Source organism: Proteus sp. G4380 (assembly GCF_963885725.1).
GTDB classification, from domain to species: Bacteria; Pseudomonadota; Gammaproteobacteria; order Enterobacterales; family Enterobacteriaceae; genus Proteus; species Proteus mirabilis.
This window is the reverse complement of the sequence record NZ_CAWPAV010000089.1, coordinates 67,407-88,959: the sequence shown is the minus strand read 5'-3', so window position 1 is coordinate 88,959 and position 21,553 is coordinate 67,407. Positions and strand designations below refer to the sequence as shown.

At 39.4% G+C, this 21,553-nt stretch carries 5 protein-coding genes; 4 read left to right on the top strand and 1 reads right to left on the bottom strand.

Translation table 11 applies throughout. From position 1 onward, the window contains the following. Positions 1-200: 200 nt before the first annotated feature. The 4 genes from pdhR to lpdA all read left to right on the top strand — a co-directional run bounded on the left by pdhR (position 201) and on the right by lpdA (position 7,308). On the top strand, positions 201-971 hold the full coding sequence (gene pdhR, locus AACU98_RS07805; RefSeq protein WP_161735788.1) for a pyruvate dehydrogenase complex transcriptional repressor PdhR: 771 nt from the start codon (positions 201-203) through the stop codon (positions 969-971). A gap of 163 nt (positions 972-1,134) precedes the next feature. Next, the gene (gene aceE / locus AACU98_RS07800) at positions 1,135-3,801 is read left to right on the top strand and encodes a pyruvate dehydrogenase (acetyl-transferring), homodimeric type (protein WP_004244080.1); all 2,667 of its coding nucleotides are present in this window, start codon (positions 1,135-1,137) and stop codon (positions 3,799-3,801) included. Positions 3,802-3,813: 12 nt separating this feature from the next. Then, on the top strand, positions 3,814-5,679 hold the full coding sequence (aceF, locus tag AACU98_RS07795; protein WP_036907593.1) for a pyruvate dehydrogenase complex dihydrolipoyllysine-residue acetyltransferase: 1,866 nt from the start codon (positions 3,814-3,816) through the stop codon (positions 5,677-5,679). 201 nt (positions 5,680-5,880) lie between these two features. Then, positions 5,881-7,308 carry a dihydrolipoyl dehydrogenase gene (lpdA, locus tag AACU98_RS07790; RefSeq protein WP_004244077.1) on the top strand — a complete coding sequence of 476 codons (1,428 nt, stop codon included), beginning with the start codon at positions 5,881-5,883 and terminating at the stop codon, positions 7,306-7,308. A 212-nt stretch (positions 7,309-7,520) separates the two neighbouring features. On the opposite strand, the gene rtxA is transcribed toward lpdA, so the two are convergent. Next, the gene (gene rtxA, locus AACU98_RS07785; protein WP_161735786.1) at positions 7,521-21,380 is read right to left on the bottom strand and encodes an MARTX multifunctional-autoprocessing repeats-in-toxin holotoxin RtxA; all 13,860 of its coding nucleotides are present in this window, start codon (positions 21,378-21,380) and stop codon (positions 7,521-7,523) included. Positions 21,381-21,553 lie beyond the last annotated feature (173 nt).

The window sequence follows — 21,553 nt, the reverse complement described above, 5'->3', positions numbered from 1 at the left end:
ATAATGCGATCTAGTTATCAAATTTGATGAATTTATCAAATAATTTGTTAAAATTTGCAGGTTTTTATGATTTCGCTCAACAACTGTATGGACAGTTAGTAAATACTTTGTTACTTTATTATCCATTACATTAAATTGGTATTACCAATTGACATTTCAATAACCAAGGTAATAGTTATCCAATAATGGCTTCTAGCAATATGGCTTACACAAAGATCCGCCAACCAAAGCTTTCTGATGTGATAGAACAACAACTTGAGCATCTTATTTTAGAAGGCACCCTACGTCCGGGAGAAAAACTCCTGCCTGAACGTGAGCTGGCAAAGCAATTTGATGTATCGCGTCCTTCATTGCGTGAAGCAATCCAAAAATTGGAAGCAAAAGGTTTTTTATTACGCCGCCAAGGTGGTGGAACCTTTGTGCAAGATAACCTTTGGCAAAGCTTTAGCGATCCTCTCGCTCAACTCCTCAGTGGGCATCCAGAATCTCAATTTGATCTGTTAGAAACACGCCATGCCCTTGAAGGTATTGCGGCTTATTATGCTGCATTACGCGGTACTGATGATGATCTTAAGCGTATTAAAGCCAGTCATGCTCGCATTATTGATGCTCATGATAAAGGGGATATCGCGGCGGAGTCGGATGCGGTATTGCAATACCAATTAATCGTTACGGAAGCTGCTCATAATGTCGTTTTGCTACACTTATTAAGGTGTATGGTGCCAATGCTTGAGCAGAATATCCGACAAAATTTTGAGTTTCTTTATACACGTAAAGAGATGTTAACTGCTGTAAGTGAGCATCGCACACAGATTTATCAGGCGATTATTAATAGAGAGCCAGAAGCAGCCCGTGAAGCTTCACACCGCCATCTGGCCTTTATTGAAGATGTTTTGTTGGATATGAGTCGTGAACATACTCGTCGTGAGCGTTCTTTACGCCGGCTCCAACAACATCCTGATTTATTTTAGTAGCACAGATCCTGACCGCTGAGTCTGTACTACCTATCTCCCTGCAATATTCAGGGGTAGCGGTAATAACAGCAGGGCCTATCTTCCCGTCATATCCCCGTGGTATCACGGGAAGATAGGCTCCTATAACCATTAGAAACAGATAACAGATAAGGAATACACCATGTCAGATATGCTGAAAAATGACGTGGATCCGATCGAAACTCGCGATTGGTTACAAGCGATCGACTCGGTCATCCGTGAAGAAGGTGTTGAGCGTGCACAGTTCCTGATTGATCAGGTATTAAAACAAGCCCGTAATGGCGGTCTTGATATTGCTTTAGGTGGCTCTGTACACAGTGATTATATCAATACTATTCCTGTTGAAGATGAACCCGCTTACCCTGGCAATCTGGAATTGGAACGTCGTATCCGTTCTGCTATTCGCTGGAACGCAGTAATGATGGTTCTGCGCGCGTCCAAAAAAGATTTGGAACTCGGCGGGCACATGGCGTCATACCAGTCTTCTGCAACTTTATATGAAGTTTGCTTTAACCACTTCTTCCGTGCTCATAATGACAATGATGGCGGTGACTTAGTTTACTTCCAAGGTCATATCTCTCCGGGGATCTACGCACGTGCATTCTTAGAAGGGCGTCTGACTGAAGAGCAATTAAATAACTTCCGTCAAGAAATTGGTGGTAAAGGTTTATCCTCTTATCCACACCCTAAATTAATGCCTGAATTCTGGCAGTTCCCAACCGTTTCAATGGGCTTGGGGCCACTATCTGCGATTTATCAAGCAAAATTCTTGAAATATTTAGATCACCGTGGCTTAAAAGATACCACTAAGCAACGTGTTTATGCGTTCTTAGGTGATGGTGAAATGGACGAGCCAGAATCTAAAGGTGCTATCACTATCGCTGTACGCGAAAAATTAGATAACCTGTGCTTCGTGGTTAACTGTAACTTACAGCGTCTTGATGGCCCAGTTACAGGTAACGGCAAAATTGTTAACGAATTAGAAGGTATCTTCGCCGGTGCTGGCTGGAATGTGATCAAAGTGATGTGGGGCGACCGTTGGGATGCACTACTACGTAAAGACACTTCCGGTAAACTGATCCAGTTAATGAATGAAACACTGGATGGTGACTACCAGACTTTCAAATCTCGCGACGGTGCTTATGTTCGTGAGCATTTCTTCAATCGTTACCCAGAAACTGCCGCATTAGTTAAAGATATGACTGATGACGAAATTTGGGCGTTAAACCGTGGTGGTCACGATCCGAAGAAAGTTTTTGCGGCATTCCAAAAAGCCAAAGAAACCAAAGATAAACCAACCGTTATTTTAGCTCAGACCATCAAAGGTTATGGTATGGGTGAAACGGCAGAAGGTAAAAACATCGCTCACCAAGTGAAAAAAATGAACATGGACGGTGTGAAACATTTCCGTGATCGTTTCAATATCCCTGTTAGCGATGAGAAAGTAGCAGAACTGCCTTATATCACTTTTGATAAAGATTCAGAAGAGTACAAATATCTGCATGCTCGCCGTCAGGAACTAGAAGGTTACTTACCTGCTCGTCGTACTCGTTTTGATGAAAAATTAGAAATTCCTACACTGGAAGATTTCAGCCAGTTATTAGAAGAACAATCTAAAGAGATTTCTACTACTATCGCATTCGTTCGTGCGTTGAACGTAATGTTGAAAAACAAATCTATTAAAGATCGTTTAGTCCCTATTATTGCTGATGAAGCACGTACTTTCGGTATGGAAGGTCTGTTCCGTCAAATCGGTATCTACAGCCCGAATGGCCAGCAATATACGCCTCAAGATCGTGAGCAAGTTGCTTACTATAAAGAAGACGTTAAAGGTCAGATCCTGCAAGAAGGTATTAACGAACTGGGTGCGGGTGCATCTTGGTTAGCGGCTGCAACATCTTACAGCACTAACAACTTGCCAATGATCCCATTCTATATCTACTACTCAATGTTTGGTTTCCAACGTATTGGTGACCTATGTTGGGCTGCGGGTGACCAACAAGCACGCGGTTTCTTAATTGGTGGTACTTCAGGTCGTACAACGCTAAACGGTGAAGGTTTACAACACGAAGATGGTCATAGCCATATTCAATCACTGACTATTCCTAACTGTATCTCTTACGATCCGGCCTTCGCGTATGAAGTTGCTGTCATTATGCAAGATGGTTTAGAGCGTATGTATGGTGATAAACAAGAAAACGTTTATTACTACATCACAACGTTAAACGAAAACTATCATATGCCAGCAATGCCAGCTGGAGCAGAAGAGGGTATCCGTAAAGGTATCTATAAACTGGAATCTCTGGAAGGCGCGAAAGGTAAAGTTCAGTTACTGGGTTCTGGCTCTATTTTACGTCACGTACGTGAAGCAGCACAAATTCTGTCAACTGAATATGGTATTGGTTCCGATGTGTACAGTGTAACATCATTCACTGAATTGGCTCGTGATGGTCAAGATTGTGAACGTTGGAACATGCTACATCCATCAGAAGAGCCTCGTGTACCATACATTGCTCAAATCATGAATGATGCACCCGCTGTTGCTTCAACAGACTATATGAAACTGTTTGCAGAACAAGTTCGCACTTATGTGCCAGCTGACGACTATCGTGTCTTAGGTACAGATGGTTTCGGTCGTTCAGATAGCCGTGAAAATCTGCGTCACCACTTTGAAGTTGATACTTCTTATGTGATTGTTGCTGCATTAGGCGAATTAGCTAAACGTGGTGAGATTGATGTGAAGGTTGTTGAAGAAGCAATCAAAAAATACAACATCAACCCTGAAAAAGTAAACCCACGTCTGGCGTAAGAGGTAAAGTGAATGTCTATTGAAATTAAAGTCCCTGATATCGGTGCAGATGAAGTTGAAGTCACCGAAGTGATGGTGAAAGTCGGTGATCGTATTGAGGAAGAACAATCCTTGATCACCGTAGAAGGCGATAAAGCGTCTATGGAAGTGCCATCACCACAAGCGGGTATTGTTAAAGAGATCAAAATTGCCGTGGGCGACAAAGTCGAAACTGGCTCTCTTATCATGATCTTTGATACTGAAGAGGGTGCTCAGGCACCCGCTCAAGAAGCCGCTCCTGCGCCTTCTGCTGCCGCACCTGCTGCGAGCGAACTGAAAGAAGTTCATGTACCAGATATCGGTGGTGATGAAGTTGAAGTCACCGAGGTGATGGTCAATGTAGGTGATACCATTTCAGAAGAGCAATCTCTGATCACGGTTGAAGGTGACAAGGCTTCAATGGAAGTCCCAGCACCTTTTGCTGGCGTAGTAAAAGAGATCAAAATTGCTGTCGGTGATAAAGTGAGCACAGGCTCTCTTATCATGGTATTTGAAGTAGCTGGTAGCGCGCCAGCACCTTCTGCATCAGCTCCGGCTCCTGCAGCATCAGCACCAGCAGCCTCTGCAATTAAAGATGTTAATGTACCAGATATCGGTGGTGATGAAGTTGAAGTCACCGAAGTGATGGTGAAAGTGGGTGATACTATTGCTGAAGAGCAATCTCTGATCACGGTTGAAGGTGATAAAGCTTCTATGGAAGTTCCAGCACCTTTTGCCGGTGTAGTAAAAGAGATCAAAATTGCTGTCGGTGATAAAGTGAAAACAGGCTCACTGATCATGACCTTTGAAGTTGCCGGTGCCGCACCAGCAGCACAAGCGCCAGCAGCGCCTGCAGCATCTACATCAGCAGCACCTTCTGCTCCAGCAAAAGCGCCTGCTTCTGCACCAGCAGCAAAAGAAGAATTTGTTGAAAACGAAGCTTATGTCCATGCAACACCTGTTATCCGCCGTTTAGCACGTGAATTCGGTGTGAACTTAGCGAAAGTTAAAGGAACCGGTCGTAAAGGACGTATCTTACGTGAAGACGTTCAGTCTTATGTGAAAGAGTTAATTAAACGTGCTGAATCTGCACCTGCTAATGCTGGTGGTGGATTACCAGGTATGTTGCCTTGGCCGAAAGTTGACTTCAGTAAATTTGGTGAAATTGAAGAAGTTGAACTAAGCCGTATCCAGAAAATCTCTGGCGCTAACTTAAGCCGTAACTGGGTAATGATCCCTCATGTTAATCTGTTTGATGAAGCAGATATCACTGAGGTTGAAGAATTCCGTAAACAGCAAAATAAAGAAGCTGAGAAGAAAAAACTGGATGTTAAGATCACGCCATTAGTCTTTGTGATGAAAGCAGCGGCTAAAGCACTGGCTGATATGCCTCGCTTTAACAGCTCAATTTCAGAAGATGGACAGAAACTGATCCTGAAAAAATACATCAATATCGGTATCGCCGTAGATACACCTAACGGTTTAGTTGTACCTGTGTTTAAAGATGTAAACAAAAAAGGCATCTTAGAACTCTCTTATGAATTAGCAGAAGTTTCTAAGAAAGCTCGTGCAGGTAAACTGACTGCATCTGATATGCAAGGCGGATGCTTCACTATTTCTAGCCTTGGTGGTATCGGTACTACCGGTTTTGCACCAATCGTTAATGCGCCAGAAGTTGCGATTATGGGACTGTCTCGTTCTTCGATGAAACCAGTCTGGAACGGTAAAGAGTTCGTACCACGCTTAATGTTACCAATGTCATTATCTTTCGATCACCGTGTGATTGATGGTGCTGACGGTGCTCGATTCATCACTCTGATTAATCAGTACATGAGCGATTTACGTCGTTTGGTAATGTAATCATCTAAACCGGTGCTAAGCGCCGGTTTCTCTGATTGCCGTGACAGATTTTGCAGTCATACATTCTAGGTTGTGAGATCTGTCATGTTAGAGCGCTTTTCAGTTTATTAACATTTCTGTAAACTGCATGCGGTATGTAAGTCTCGGTGTTAAATATGGATTATCGTCTGACTCGCCGGACAAATAAATAATGAGGTCACGATGAGTACTGAAATTAAAGCACAGGTAGTGGTTCTCGGTGCAGGCCCTGCGGGTTATTCCGCGGCGTTCCGTTGCGCTGACTTAGGTTTAGATACAGTTTTAGTTGAACGTCACTCTACATTAGGTGGTGTTTGTCTGAACGTGGGGTGTATCCCTTCTAAAGCGTTACTCCACGTTGCTAAAGTAATCGAAGAAGCGAAAGCATTATCTGAACACGGTGTCGTTTTTGATGCACCGAAAACAGATATCGACAAAATTCGCATCTGGAAAGACAAAGTTATTTCTCAGTTAACCGGTGGCTTAGCTGGCATGGCTAAAGGCCGTAAAGTAAATGTTGTTAACGGCGAAGCTCGATTCACAGGCTCACATACATTGTCTGTTGAAGGTAGTGAAGGTACAACAACAATCACTTTCGAAAATGCTATCGTTGCCGCAGGCTCTCGTCCAATCGAATTACCTTTTATTCCACATGAAGATCCACGTGTGTGGGATTCAACAGATGCACTACAACTGAAAACAGTACCAGAGCGTTTACTGGTCATGGGTGGTGGGATCATCGGTTTGGAAATGGGTACTGTTTATCATGCGTTGGGTTCACAAATTGACGTGGTTGAAATGTTCGACCAAGTTATCCCAGCGGCAGATAAAGACGTAGTTAAAGTCTTTACTAAACGTATCAGCAAAAAATTCAATCTGATGCTAGAAACCAAAGTGACCGCCGTTGAAGCAAAAGAAGATGGTATCTATGTCACAATGGAAGGCAAAAAAGCACCTGCTGAGCCTCAACGTTATGATGCTGTATTAGTTGCTATCGGTCGTGTACCAAATGGTAAATTATTAGACGCAGGTAAAGCTGGTATTGAAGTTGATGATCGTGGCTTTATCCATGTTGATAAACAAATGCGTACTAATGTACCTCACATCTTTGCTATTGGTGATATTGTTGGTCAACCAATGCTGGCACACAAAGGTGTTCATGAAGGTCACGTTGCTGCGGAAGTTATCTCTGGTAAGAAACATTACTTTGATCCTAAAGTTATTCCATCAATCGCTTATACTGAGCCAGAAGTTGCATGGGTTGGTATGACTGAAAAAGAAGCGAAAGAGAAAGGTGTTAGCTATGAAGTAGCAACTTTCCCTTGGGCAGCATCTGGTCGTGCAATTGCATCAGACTGTGCAGATGGTATGACTAAACTGATTTTTGACAAAGAAACCAACCGTGTTATCGGTGGGGCAATTGTCGGCTCTAACGGTGGTGAACTGTTAGGTGAAATTGGTCTAGCTATTGAAATGGGTTGTGATGCTGAAGATATCGCATTAACCATCCACGCTCACCCAACGCTATACGAATCAATCGGTATGGCTGCGGAAGTATTTGAAGGTAGCATCACTGACCTGCCAAATCCAAAAGCGAAAAAGAAAAAATAAGTTGATTTTATAATCAAGACAAAGTGTAAATGTTAAGAGCCAAGTTCATTATGAGCTTGGCTCTTTTTTCATTATGATGGATTAAACAACATAGGAATTTAATTTGATACGATATTATTTTTCCATTGAGAGTACTCTTAAGATAAAAACCTCTCGCGTCACAGTTCATATCCAACGGAGAGGATTTATTATAGTTATAGAGTATGGTTAAACTACACTAATATGCCTTTTCCTGAAATTGTATCTGTCCAAGCTACGGCTATCATTTGTTTAGCCTCATCACTTATATTATCGAAAAATCCGGATGCGCCTGCCTTCATAGGAAATGTACTCATGGCCTGAATTTGAATAGCGAGTGCATTGCTTGATAAAGCCGTATATTCGCGCTGATCAGAGTGATCTTTATCAGTCATTGCGATAACGATTTTTGCCTGATTACCATTGAAATAATCAGTAAAAGTAGTTGAGCCAATGCGCTCAAATGTGGCTTGTTCCCCTGTATTTTGTGGGAAGCGAATATGTGAGATCTTTAAATCATAGCCACTGCGTTCAAACCATAATTTATTCCAATCAATATCTCCAAGTACAATATTATCTTCTTGGCTAATATCGTCTATATAACAATCAATCACATTATTATTAATCAGGAAGCTATCGATACCGTTTCCACCTTTGAAGTGGTTCTGATATCCACCTAATATGATAATATCATTACCTGTATTACCATTAAGAAGGCTAAATTTCGAGAATGAAGCTGCAATTAGTTGATCATTTCCATCGCCTCCATCAACTACGGCGTGATAACCCATTAGTTGAATTTCGTCATCACCGCCCCCTCCATTCAACCTATTGTAGTTACCAAAAATTTTGGCAAAATCATTGCCTTCTTCTAAGGATATTTGGTTGTGGTTAGCAATTGTGACAACAAAATCTTGTTCACTACCACTGAAAATGCGATTGTAGTTACCGGTAGTGACAGCATAGTCATTACCTGCATTAGTGTGAATTTCACCGCCTTCCCCAAAGACAAATGCTTTATCGAGTCCGTCACCTAAATAGACATTATTGATCCGACCGGCGATAATAGCAGTGTCATCTCCATCGCCTCCAAACATCATGTTTGAGCGCCCCATCAAGACGCCGAGATCATTTCCGTAACCCCCAGTAAAAATATTTGAGATCCCCGTTGCATAGAAAGTATCTGAACCACGCCCACCCCAAAAATTATTATTATCTCCTAGGTAAGCGCCGAGATCATTACCATCTCCCCCCCAGTTGAAATTATAGTTGCCAAGAGAGACATGTATGTCACCATCGCCTTTTAAATGACCACTATTACGCAAGAAATCGAGCGTTTTCTTCTCCATGTTCAGTACATCAGCTGCTAAATTTTCTTTGAGGTTTTCTGCGAGATCACGCATATCTGTTTGTTTATCTTTATTAAAGATTGTGGCAAATAGATTGGGGATATTTAGCGAATTGAAGCCGAAAGGGCGATCATTTTCCTCTGTGATCTTGCTATTTTCAGTTTGACTCGTTGTTATTGGTGTTTGGGCATTAATTGAAACTTCAGATTCATTTTGTTGATCTTCTGTCGCTTTTTCTTTTAAACCATGGCTTTCAGCAAATGAAATAATACCATCCTTGCCCAGATTAATAGATGATTGGAGGTTATCTAATAATTTAGTCGGATCAGTAAATGCGGACAGTTTTTCACCTCCAAACTCAGTCACTACAGCGAGCATATCTTTCAAAATAGCGACAACATCAATGGGCTCACCATTACGAGAGATTATTTTTCCATCTGTGGTAGAGTCTACTCCAAAAATATCCCCCAGAGTCGTGTCTGAACTCACGCTGGCTAACCGACCTAGCAATTTATTTTTTAACTTAGTTGGTAAGTTTTGGGGGGTATAAGTAAAGGTGGTTTCCACCATACCAGTTGCTGTAAATTGCTGCGTCATTAAGCCAAATAATGAGCCAAGATTAGTGTCTATAATAGACTGGATATTATCACCAAACATCAAGTTCCAATTCCCGGCAGTAACTTGAATATCAGCACCTTGACCACCAATGGCGAAATTAAAAGCGATTTTACTATCTAGTTGACGAAGTTGCTCAGCTCGGCTGATTTTTCCCATCTCGTTGTTATTGCCACTACCACCTAACCACTGGTTATATTTTTTGTTTAGTGTGGCTTCTAGATCACTCTTTAATCCACGGCTACTACGCTTATTCTGTGAATTCAGATCAGTCAGTGTTTTATAGTCAACATTGCTCGTTTGGTCTATTCCTGACATATCTATGGCAAATTTTTTAGCGCCAGCGAGTGTCCACTGATCGTTTTGTACCGACAACCAATCATTATCATTATTTTCACCTGAGCATGCGATTGACTCTAGAACTTTGGTGATTCTAGCAGCACCATCAAAAGGGTTGATCAGTGGAGGGGTTGGAATTGATTTTTCTAACATCACAATAAGATCATTACTACGCCCCAGATTAAAGCTGACGTTACGTGTACCAACAAATAATTGCATACCTTCGAAAGCTTGATAGCCAGCAATATCAACACTATGTTTACTATCACCATTACCAACGTGTACCATCACATTGTTATCACCGAAAACCAGTGATTTAAATCCGCCAGTACCTACTTTGATCCCAAGATTAGAGGTTCCCCAATTAACCGTTGTAAACTCGCCGTCACCCACACTGACTTGGATATTGCCAGAATAGCTTAGTGATGAATTATCACTTCCTGATGAGCTTTGTTTGGTTGATTTTTTACCTTTTTTGGGGGCGGTAAAGACTTCATTATTATCTGCAATTGCGCCACGTACTTTGTTGTCAGCTGAAGCTCCTACTTTAGTCAAATCAATATCACCTTCAGCAACACCATTATGTATTTGCTCAAATTCAGTCGTGATTTTGCCTTCTTTATTCCAATCTAACACTACCTTGTTTTGGGTTTGTTTGGCTACCCACTCTCCGTTGTTATCTTTGGTGTATTTGTGACCATTGCTATCAACGGCGACCTCTGTTACTCGAGCAGAAACGCTACTACGAATGCCTTGTTGATCTAATGCATTGATAAACTGGTGGGCAAATCCTGCCTGCTTGTCATTACTTATTAATGAACAACCGACAATACTGATATGTTCAGGAGTTGTATTGATATGATTTTCTTTGCTGAATACGGTATTGAATTTAACCAATTGATTGGAAAGCTCATCAGCATTGTAGTTACTAAGGCGTAAATGATTATTTTCGGTTGTTTCACGACCATGGCCAACAAGCTGCCAACGTATTTTACCTGAAAGTTGTGCTGGGTCGCCATAAGCTACGCGGTAATGACCATCGGCATCCAATTGTACCACGATACTATTTTTGGCATGTTTAGCGGCAAGTGCCGAAGCTGCTTGAGCGACTATCGGATCATCCTCTGTTTGGATAATAATCTGGCTATCAAAACGACTATCACCCCCATTATCATTGGGTTTTACATATACCATCCCCCAATCAGTCACCTTATTCTTTTTTATCGGGTTTTGTATCGAATCTAACGCATTTCTGTGATTGGTGTTATTTACATACTCTGGGGATAGTAAACTTGATATTATTTGTTTACCGTATTGATTCATCAACTTAAGGCTCTCTAAATGAGAAACATCGGTTCTTTCTCCTTTAACTAGATATCCTTTATCAAGTAATTTAGTGCGCATTTTTTCACCACCAATGCCCAGCTCGCCACAGTCAGTGAGCAATATAATGGGGATATCTTTTGAGAAACCCTGTAGATTTTTTTCTACGGAGAATTGGCCATTGATTTTTTTTGCGAGTTGTCCAGTCAATTTCTTAAGGCTATATTCATCATAAGATTCAATTGCTTTTGACATACTTGGCATTGGTCTATCTAAGAATAGCCCAGCTATATGCTGACCGTTAGCTGAAATATCGCTGGCTAATTTAGCCGCAATTGGTGCCCCCATGGAATAACCATGAATAATAATATTTTTAGGATCGATACCTTTATCATTAACGAGATAACGGAACATGGTTTGTGCATCAGCATACATTCCTTGCTCTGTTGGCGAGCCATCGCTTTCGCCAAACCCTCTCATGTTAATCGCTAACATATCGATGCCTTGTTGGTTATAATAATGATAAAAACTAGAGGATTGTTTTTCGGTAGGGGAATTTGAACCATGTAAAAATAGTACTACTTTCTTATCGGTAGCTTCTGGAATATTGTCGTTTCCTCTGTAATATGATCCTGTAAGACGGCCTGCATCCCCTTTTAATGTTATTTTTTCTTCATTTTTTATTCTCATCACCGTTGTCATGTCTCTACGACGTTCATAGCTGCCGAAAAAATGATCATTAAAAAAACGTGTTAATGGGCTAAGATTTTTTCTCTCGTTTGGTGATGTACCGTCATTATCAATAGCCACTTTATTGTGGTCTGATAATGCTTGTAAATTAGAATGTATAGGTTTGCCTTGTTGTACCGCAATTTGGGCTAAGCGTGCTTCCTGTATCTTTTGAGAAAATTTATACAACTCATTTGGTGTCCATATGCCAAATCGAGGTTTCCAATGATGACCAATCAGTTGATCTGCTCCGCCTGCTTTTAATATTCTAGCAACAATACTAGAACAGTTCTTGGTTAATAATTGGTAACGAGGATCAGACTGGCTATTAATGCGCTTCCACTCTTTTTGCATGGCGGCGGCATCAAGTCCCTCTAGATTAATGCGAAACACCACGCCATCATTTGTATCATCAGCGACACTTGTTTTGAAATTTTCTGTTTTTCGGTCTTCAATTTCTTTAATTTTCTTGATTTCCAATGCAAAGGTTTGGTTAATCATCGCTGTTGGAAAGGCGACTTTTAGCCAGTTTTTCACTGCGATTGAAAAGTTTGTTGATACTTCAAGTAGATTACTATTTGGGCTTTTCCACTGTTTAATAAAGGGGTGTGAAATTTCAGGTGGGATAAGTGTTTCTGGTATCCAATGAGGAGCATTCAACAGTAAGCCTGCGATTTCAGGTGTAATATTTTCGAGACCTCGGGTAAGATTCGTTTTATCTCTAAATTCTTTTAACTGTCTGTCATTTTCCCCTTCATCTTTATTTAATTTGAAATTCGTCTTTTCCTCTTCTTGAATATCAATTTGTAAAGTCATGAAATTTGTTGAGCGACTCACTGGTTGGCTTAAATCATACCAGCGTAATTTTAAATCAGGATTTTTTTCTGTTGTAATATTCAGTGGGTTTGCGAGCGATTTGCTCCCGGCAGGCCACCAACTGACATAATTATTATCATGGTTATCCTGCACACTATCGCTATCTAATTGTAAGCGCCCAGAACCTATTTGTAGCGCAGCATGTCCCAAGCGACTATGTTTGCTGGGCTTCCAGATATATAGTGTAGAACTGATTGGTGAAACTTGTTGTTCAATTGCTTGGTGAATTTTTTTCAATCCTGACAGGTCAATACCATGGCCATTTTGGGCAAATTCATTTTCTGTAAATTGATTAAATACCTGATTGGTAATTTCACTGCCATACTCTTTTTCGACCAATCTTTTAATGCTTGTGATTGCATTTTTACCACTGATAAGTTTGTCTTGGTTTTGTAAATTATTTTTCCCTTTTGTAACAAAGTTGCCGTTTTCATCAAGATAAATATGTTTGTTGATTTTTAAGTTAGCATTTGAAAAAATCTCATATAAATAACTAAAAGTATTATTTGAATCAACTTGCTGGCTATTACTTAATAAGATAGAAGCATGTTTATAACGTATATCAACTTGGTCGCGTAATTGTTGCAATGCTTCGTTACGTTTTGAATCAGGGTGTTTAAGCAGATAACTATTAATTTGTATACGTAATGTGGATAGTTGCTGAAATATATCTATTGGTGTGTTGTTTGTATTTGTACTTTGTAATTCATAATCTCTAAGCGATTGAATGATCGCTTTATAATTTTCACCGCGTGCTTTTCCTGTCACCTCTGCAGCGGAGGTTAATTCATCAGCAGTCATTAGATTCGAATAGGCAACAGGTTGCCAATTTTCACCGACTTTTTCTGATAATATTCGTGAATGGTTTTTATCGAGTGACACGATTGTATTATCTAAGAAATAAAGTTGCTCAGGGATAGAGTCAAAATCACGATAATGAGTGAGTATAAAATTACTCATTATTTTTTGTTGTTCTTGATTATCTCCATTTTTTATATAAATAAATTTTTCATTCGTTTCATCTGATGCTTGTGTCAGTAGAAAACCCGTTTCCTGTTCACTAAAAACAATATTGAGCTTTTGTTCAGCAGAAATAAGAGGGGAGGTGTTTTCTAGCTCTTGACGGATATTTTCAGAACCTGACAACGCGTGTAAGTTAGGTGGAATCATTCTACTTTGTTGTCGTGCCATTTGCGCTTCTTGTAACTCTTGAGCAAATGCGAACATTTGATTTGGTGTCCAAATATTATATTTAGGTTGCCAGTTATAGCCAATCAGTTCATCTGCGCCACCCGCTTTTAAAATTTTCGCTACGATACTCGAACAATTTTGGGTTAATAAATGATAACGACCATTAGGTGAATTTTTAATTCGTTGCCATTCAGCTTGCATAGCAGCAACGTCTAACCCCTCTAAATTAATACGGAATACTCGTCCTTCATCAGGTAAGCTGGTTTTAAATCTGTCAATACTTTTTTGTTTTTGCTCAGCAAATTCGTTTTCTACTAAAGCAATTCGTTTTTTCGTTAACGTTGGATCCTTACCTTCTTGTATCCAAGTCTTCATCGCTTTTAATAATTGAATAGATATATCTTCTTGTTGTGTTTTTATATTATCCCATTGTTCAATAAAAGGCTGTGCAACAGAAAGTGGGATTTTTCTTTTTGATAGTAACGTGGGCTCTGTCAATAGTATCATGGCACCATTTATAGTTATGGTATTTCCACTAAATTTACCTTGTACAGCTTCTAGAAAATTTGTGGCGATGTTGTTGAGTTTTTTCTGAGTTATTACCCATTCATCAATAAAAGGCTGTCCAATTGTTCGCGGTATTTTTGAATTTTCTATATAATTTGGGATCGTCAATATATTTTTTGCGTCTGCAAGAGATAAATCATCTGCAGTGGTGACCGTTTCACCTTTCGCAATATTCATGAGTCGGTCATATCTGTTTAGTTCTTTATATTTGTAATTTAAACCAAAGCCATCATTTTCTTCTGCTGCAACATCCGATGCTAACGACTCTTTTGGTTGTGAGGGGACTCCCATCACATCAAAATATGACTTCGCCTTGTTAGGCCACCAACTGATGTAGTTTTCTTTATGATTATTTTGTGCGTCTTCTGTGTTTAACAGTAAGCGACCTTGACCTATTTGTAGTGTGGCGTGTCCCAAATTACTATGATTGCTTGGTTTCCAGATATATAAGGTTGCACTATGAGGAGATAGTTCCCGCTCAATAGCTCTGTGAATTTTTTTTAACCCTGAAACATCAATACCCTCGCCGTTTTCAGCGAATTCATTATTTGCAAATTGACTGAAGACTTTATTGGCAATCGGTGCGCCATATTCTTTTTCTACGGCATTTTTTACTCGCTCAATCACTTCTTTTCCGCTGGTTAGTCTATTTTTCCCTTGCAGATTGTTTTTTCCTTCAGTGACAAAGTGTCCGTTAATATCAATATAAATGTGTTTACTTCTTTTTAAATTGGCATTTGAAAGTGAATCGTATAAGCGACTAAAGCTGCTATCAGCGTTGATGGTGTGACTATCTTGTATTAAAGCCGATGCGTGTTTATAACGTGTATTGACTTGAGTTTGTAACTGTTTCAATCCATCATTGCGTTCAGAGTCGGGGTGTCCTAATAGGTAACCATCAATTTGGTTTCGCAACTGAGCTAGCACTCTCAATTTCTCTATTGGTAAGCAGTTTGTATTCGATTCTTTTTCATGGTATTCCGAGAGAGTTGTAATGATTGATTTATAACTTTCGCCTTGTATTTTGCCTTTAACACTTGCAACTTTATGTAGTTCATCAACTGACATGACTTTTGAATCAGTTAGCATTTGCCATTTATGTTCTACGTATTCTGCAAGTATCCTATCTTTGTTGTTATGACTTGATTTAATTTTGTCATTTTCTAAATGAAGTTCATTAGGCATTGCTTCAAAATTTGAATAATTAGCTAAAATAAAGTGTTCTATTATTTTTTGCTGAGTGGGATCATTGATGTTATCCAAATAAATATTTTTTTGGATACGACCACTATTTTTTTCCAAAATAAAAGTAAAGTAAGTATTTCTATTCTTAATTTTTACATTGAATTTTTGTTTTAGCGTTTCAAAAATGGGGCTTTCGCCTAATCCAGAAAGATTGACCGCGATAGCTCCTATTTTGTGATATTGAAGATTGCCTGAACGAAGAGAAGGTTGTTGATAGGTTGCTACGTCATCTCCATTAAGGTCTGATGTAAAAGAGGGAAGAACGTTTGCCGATTTTTGTCGGATCCCAGCATTAATGCTTAAACGATTAATGGCTTGCTGAGCATCATCAAGTAATTCCTGATTAAATGTTGTCAGTTTATTATTGAAACGACCATCATTTTTTTTAGTTGATATTGGTTTGATATAACTGGATGGATTATCATCAGCCCCCTCTACATAGGCCGCTTCTCCGGATAAACCGCTACCATGCGCCCTGTGACGATTAGGTTTATCACTTTCTTTCAGTTGAACAGATTTAGCTTCTTTTTGTGCTTTATCCGATATGCTAGTCGCTGTTTTTTGCTCCGTATCTCCTCGTGATCTCGCATCTTCCACCATGGTTGATGCTTTTTTCTCTGCCATTTGAGCACTATTTTTTTTATCTATCGCGTCTGAGTATCTTTTATCTGCATCATTTTTTGCTTTGGAAGTATCGAGTTGCACTTCTTGACAATGTTCTTCACTTTGAATAACGCCATATTCCGATTTTTTTATCGATTTTTTCACCTTTGTAAGGTTTGCAACATACTGAGTTTTAATATTATTAACAGGCACTGAAACAATTTTTTTAGTATTAATTAAGCTCTTCTGTACATCCTTTAAAATTCCTTCCGCGAATGGCTCACTCCATGGTTGATCTGAGGGGGGGGCATCTTGTGAATATTCGCTGAGTACTTCCAGTGTTTGACCAACTGTGGTCAAATTGTGTGTTACTGAATTAGCTTCTTCAAGAATGGCATCGCGTTCTCTATGGCCGTTTTTCTCCAGTGCAAGGTGATCGGTCGATTCAAGTTCAGTCTGTGTGGTAGAGATGTGGTCTAATAGGCGTTGTTTTTCATCAGTTAGTTTTTGACGATTGGCATCTGCCTTCTTTTTGTCAGCGAGGGCATTTTTTGTCGCATCAGAATCTGAGATATGCTTGTTTATATTTGCTACAGCTGATTTAGCGACAATATTTCTTAGTCTGTAATTATTTCCTTGCAAGCCATCAGAGCCTGGAATGGTAAAAATAAGACGATTATTTTCTGCATTTGCGGTTAATTTAATTTGTTGTTGTTGCCATGCTATTGACTTATCATCACTTGATGAAGTGAAGACAACCTCACCATTCCAGATAACACTTAATTTATTCTCTGTTGGCGTATTATCTTGTCGTTCATACTCAAAACTTAATTCAATCACCTCATTTTGCATTAAACCACTAATATCTTGATATATAGCGATATTTGGTTCATATTCTTCCTTGTATTCTGCTATAAGTCCACCATCCCAATAATCTTTATTATTAGTATTAGTTGGTGTATCAATAGAGGCTCTATGTCCATATTGGCTAATTGCTGTAATTTTATCCTGAGTATATGCAATATTCCAACCTTCTGTTACAGGTTTAAATCCATGTTTAAAGTCACCATTTATGATCAAATTCGGACTGTTATTGGTTAAGTTGGATTCATCTGTATTAACATCACTTAAACTAGGGGTTTCTACCTCTGTGATATGACCTTTTAAATTTATATCAATGTTACTCTTCACTTCGTCGATTTTGTTCATTTTGAAACCGTCGATTGAAGATTTTTCAATTAAATGAATAGCGCCTTTGCCTTTGCGGGAGCCGGAAGTGGTTACATCATCACCTTGTACTAAATAGTTAATAGCCTGACTCCCGACCACACCAAGTACACTCTGTTTTATATTGCCGAAGAAAGTAGCGAGTTTATTACTTTGAGTATTACTAGAAGCAACCGATAAGCTGTAGATATCACCATTGCCAATTTTAACGATGACATTGTTTTTTGCGTAAGAGGCGTTAATACCTAAACCGTTACCAACATGGATATTTGCATTAGCGGTACCTTTCATGACCGAAACATTTAAGCCGTCACCCACTTTGGTACTTACGTTATATTTCCCCCAAGCAACGTTTACAGATACACCATTCCCCACTTTAGTATTGATATTTGCGTTGCCGTATGTAACGGTAACACCTAGGCCATCACCTACGGTTGTTGTAATATTTGCTTGGCCTTTTGCTATGGTGACTTGCGTGCCATTACCTACTTTTGTCGAAATATTGGCTTTACCCCAAACTATGCCATAGTTGTCACCTTTTCCGAGCATAGTGACAATATTTGCATGACCTTTTGCTAAGGCGACCTGACGACCATCACCAATTTGTGTTACAACATTCCCATTGCCCCATGCACCAGTATAATTATTTCCACTACCTACGTGTGTAATAATATTGATATTACCTTTAACAACAGAGGTTTCTTGTCCATTACCTACTTTGGTAATGATGTTGGCATTTCCTTTGGCGAAGTTATATCGTTCACCATCGCCGATATGAGTGAAAATATTAGCTTTACCCCATGCCGCATTAATGCCTAAACCATAGCCTACTTTTGTGATGATATTGGCGTTGCCTTTGGCAAAACCAATCGTGGTGCTATTACCAATATGGGTCATAATATTTCCCACCTTTGAAATCAGCAGACCTACGGTGAGCCCATCACCCACTTTTGTTAAAATATTCGCTTTTCCGCCGAGGATCGCAGCGGTTATTCCATCACCTACATGAGTAACGATATTTCCTTTCGCACCAGCAATGATTCCCGCAATGCCATCACCCACTTTTGTTATGATATTGGCTTGGCCTAATGCAAGTATGCCAGTTATCCCATCACCGATATGGGTCATAATATTGGCTTTGCCAAACATCGCTGATAATGTGGTTCCATTACCCACTTTGGTCATGATATTTGCTTTACCAGAAAACAGCCCAATACCAATGCCATCACCGACATGGGTATAAATATTAGCCACACCTAGCATTAATCCCAACGTTAATCCATTGCCAACTTTGGTAAGGACATTACCTTTACCCACCATTGCAGCAAAGGTTTCTTCATGCCCAATGTGAGTAAAAATATTAGCACTGCCAATCATTGCAGCTAATGTCATGCCATCGCCCACTTTTGTGGCTATATTGCCTATCGCTAACATTAGAGCAACCGACATTCCATCACCCACATGAGTGAACACATTCCCTTTGGCGATCATTAGTGCCAAAGTATTCCCATTGCCTATTTTGGTATAGACGTTGCCTAAACCTCCCATTAGTGCCCAAGCTTCACCATTACCTATATGGGTGAATATATTGCCACCACCGAGCATGGCACCCATACTGGTTCCATTACCGACTTTAGTGAAAATATTCCCCACAGCGCCCATTATACCTAGGGTTTGCCCATCGCCAACATGTGTTAGTACATTACCAATACCTAGCATAATGCCTGAAAGATCACCATTACCTACTTTAGTTAAGATATTGGCACCTCCAAGCATAACGCCATGTATGTTACCGTTTCCGATATGTGTTAGGACATTGCCACCTCCCCCCATTATGGCTAAAATATCACCTTGACCTTTTTTTGTTAAAATATTTAATCCACCTAGGGTGATGGTGTAAGTGTTTGATTTTATTTTGTTATTGCTGATATGTGTAATGATATTAGCACCACCTAACATGATGCTACTTAGGTCGCCTTCACCCATTTTAGTCAGGACATTTCCACCGCCGCCGAGTAAAGATGTAATAGTACCAGCACCGACTTGTGTCATGACATTAAGTCCGCCTAATGCTCGCCATAAAGCCTTATCACGCTGATGACTATCAATCTGGGTATGGGTATTTAATCCTCCTAACATTGTGATATGACTATCACCTTGTCCTTTGTGAATAGAAACATTCCCTAATGCCGTAAGATGTGCTTTATATTCACCGTCACCAATTCGGATTAATACATTCGTGGCACCAGTAGCATTAATGTTCATTCTTCCTTCTTTACTTTGATGTAGTAAGACATTTGCTAATCCTCCTCCATCAAATGTTAGGTCTCCTCTTTGACCTTTTTTTACAATGATGTTGGCTGCGCCTCCACCAGTAAAGTTGGTATTACCATAATTAGAGTTATGTTTTATTACATTTGCTATGCCGCCACCTGTAAAATTGATATCACCTTGTGTAACATCAGATTTAATGACATTACCAGCGCCACCACCTGTGAAATTGATATCACCAGAGCATTCAGCAGAATTATCGTCTTTAAAAAGTTCTTGTGCTACGCCCAACTTGATTGTTTCTAGAGACTTTCTTTGGATTTGTTCTGTATTAATGTGTTGAAATACTTTTAAATTAGATAATTGATAGTGGCTATCAGCATTTATTTTTGTGAAACGTGGTGATTCGATAATTTCTTGTTTTTCTAATGTATTCCAACAATTATTGACCACACTAAGATTATAGGTATCCTCAAAATTTTTTTTATCAAAACGTATGTTCCTAATGTCCCCACTATCAGGCGTTATACGCCAAAGTTCGGAATCGTATTGAAGTTTTCCCGTTTCAGGATCATTGTAAATTTTGACTTTATTAAAGGTATAATCTCGACGACCATAGTCTGATATGAATAAATTGGTATCCCCTGGGCCCGGTGTTTTAAACAAATAAGTATTTGGTTCTCGCAATGATTTAATCGCTTTTACTTCAACAGGTTTACCGGATTCGAAATTTTGCTTATTATCACTTGTTAGAAAATTAATACTTTTATCTAAGTCTAGATTTAACATATAAGCACTTGTTAGAAAAATATTTTCAGCTTTCGTATATTCAACTAATAAATCATTATGAGGATGAACTTGAGTTGTACGAATGATCTCATTGTAAGCCCCAGCTCCATAAAATGTGATATTGCCTTGTGCTATATTGGAATAGATATGATTATAACCTCCCCCCCCCGAAAAATAGATATTGCCACTTGTTTCTTTATAGGTATCAGTATTTCGGCTGATACGTGTAAGCCTATTATTGGCTCCTGCTCCATACATAAAGATATCGCCTGATTTACCTTCGCGTATTAAGACGTTTTCTAAGCCACCTCCGGTAAATTTAATATCACCTGTTTCAACGCGAGAGAAGATTCCGTTGCCTCCGCCTAATCCTTCAAAATTAATATTTCCTTTTGAATTTTGATAGCTATTAAACCAAGTACGAACCAATTTATTATAGCCTCCTCCCCCTTTAAACGTCATATTGCCAGTATTGGTTTCATGCCAAATTTGATTGTAACCGCCAGCACCTTGGTAGTTGATATTACTAATTGCGCCTTTACGGGTGATGATATTTGCAATAGCAGCTCCTGAATAATTGATATTTCCATATTCATATCCAGTATGATTAATCTTAATCGCGGCAGAAGCACCAACATATTTCAGATCGCCATGACCGGACTTTTCAATTTCTCCCCATGCATTTAATCCTCTGACATCTAAATCACCGTTCTCATCAATAATCTTAAGATAAGCACTTCCCCCTCTGACAAAATCGTGCCCGTCTCCGGTGTAAGCGGTAACTGCAAATGTTCCGACTGTGATTGTATCGTGTCCCTTTCCTGCATAAATGATCCCTCCAAAACCTATGGCATCAATATCGTCATTTCCATCTGTACCATAACGTTTTCCTGTAAAAGTAAACTCTAAATCTTTTAAAATTTTTGACATCATTTTCCCTCAAACTTATTTTTAATAAAAAGTACAGTAATTTTTAAATACAGTAGTTCTAGCATCTCTATATACCCTTCTAGCGTCTGACTTGACTGAATTGTCTTTTTTAAGACAAAAAACCTGAAGAGAGAAGATTATTGTAAATAATCGTTTCCTCTCTTTAATTAGTT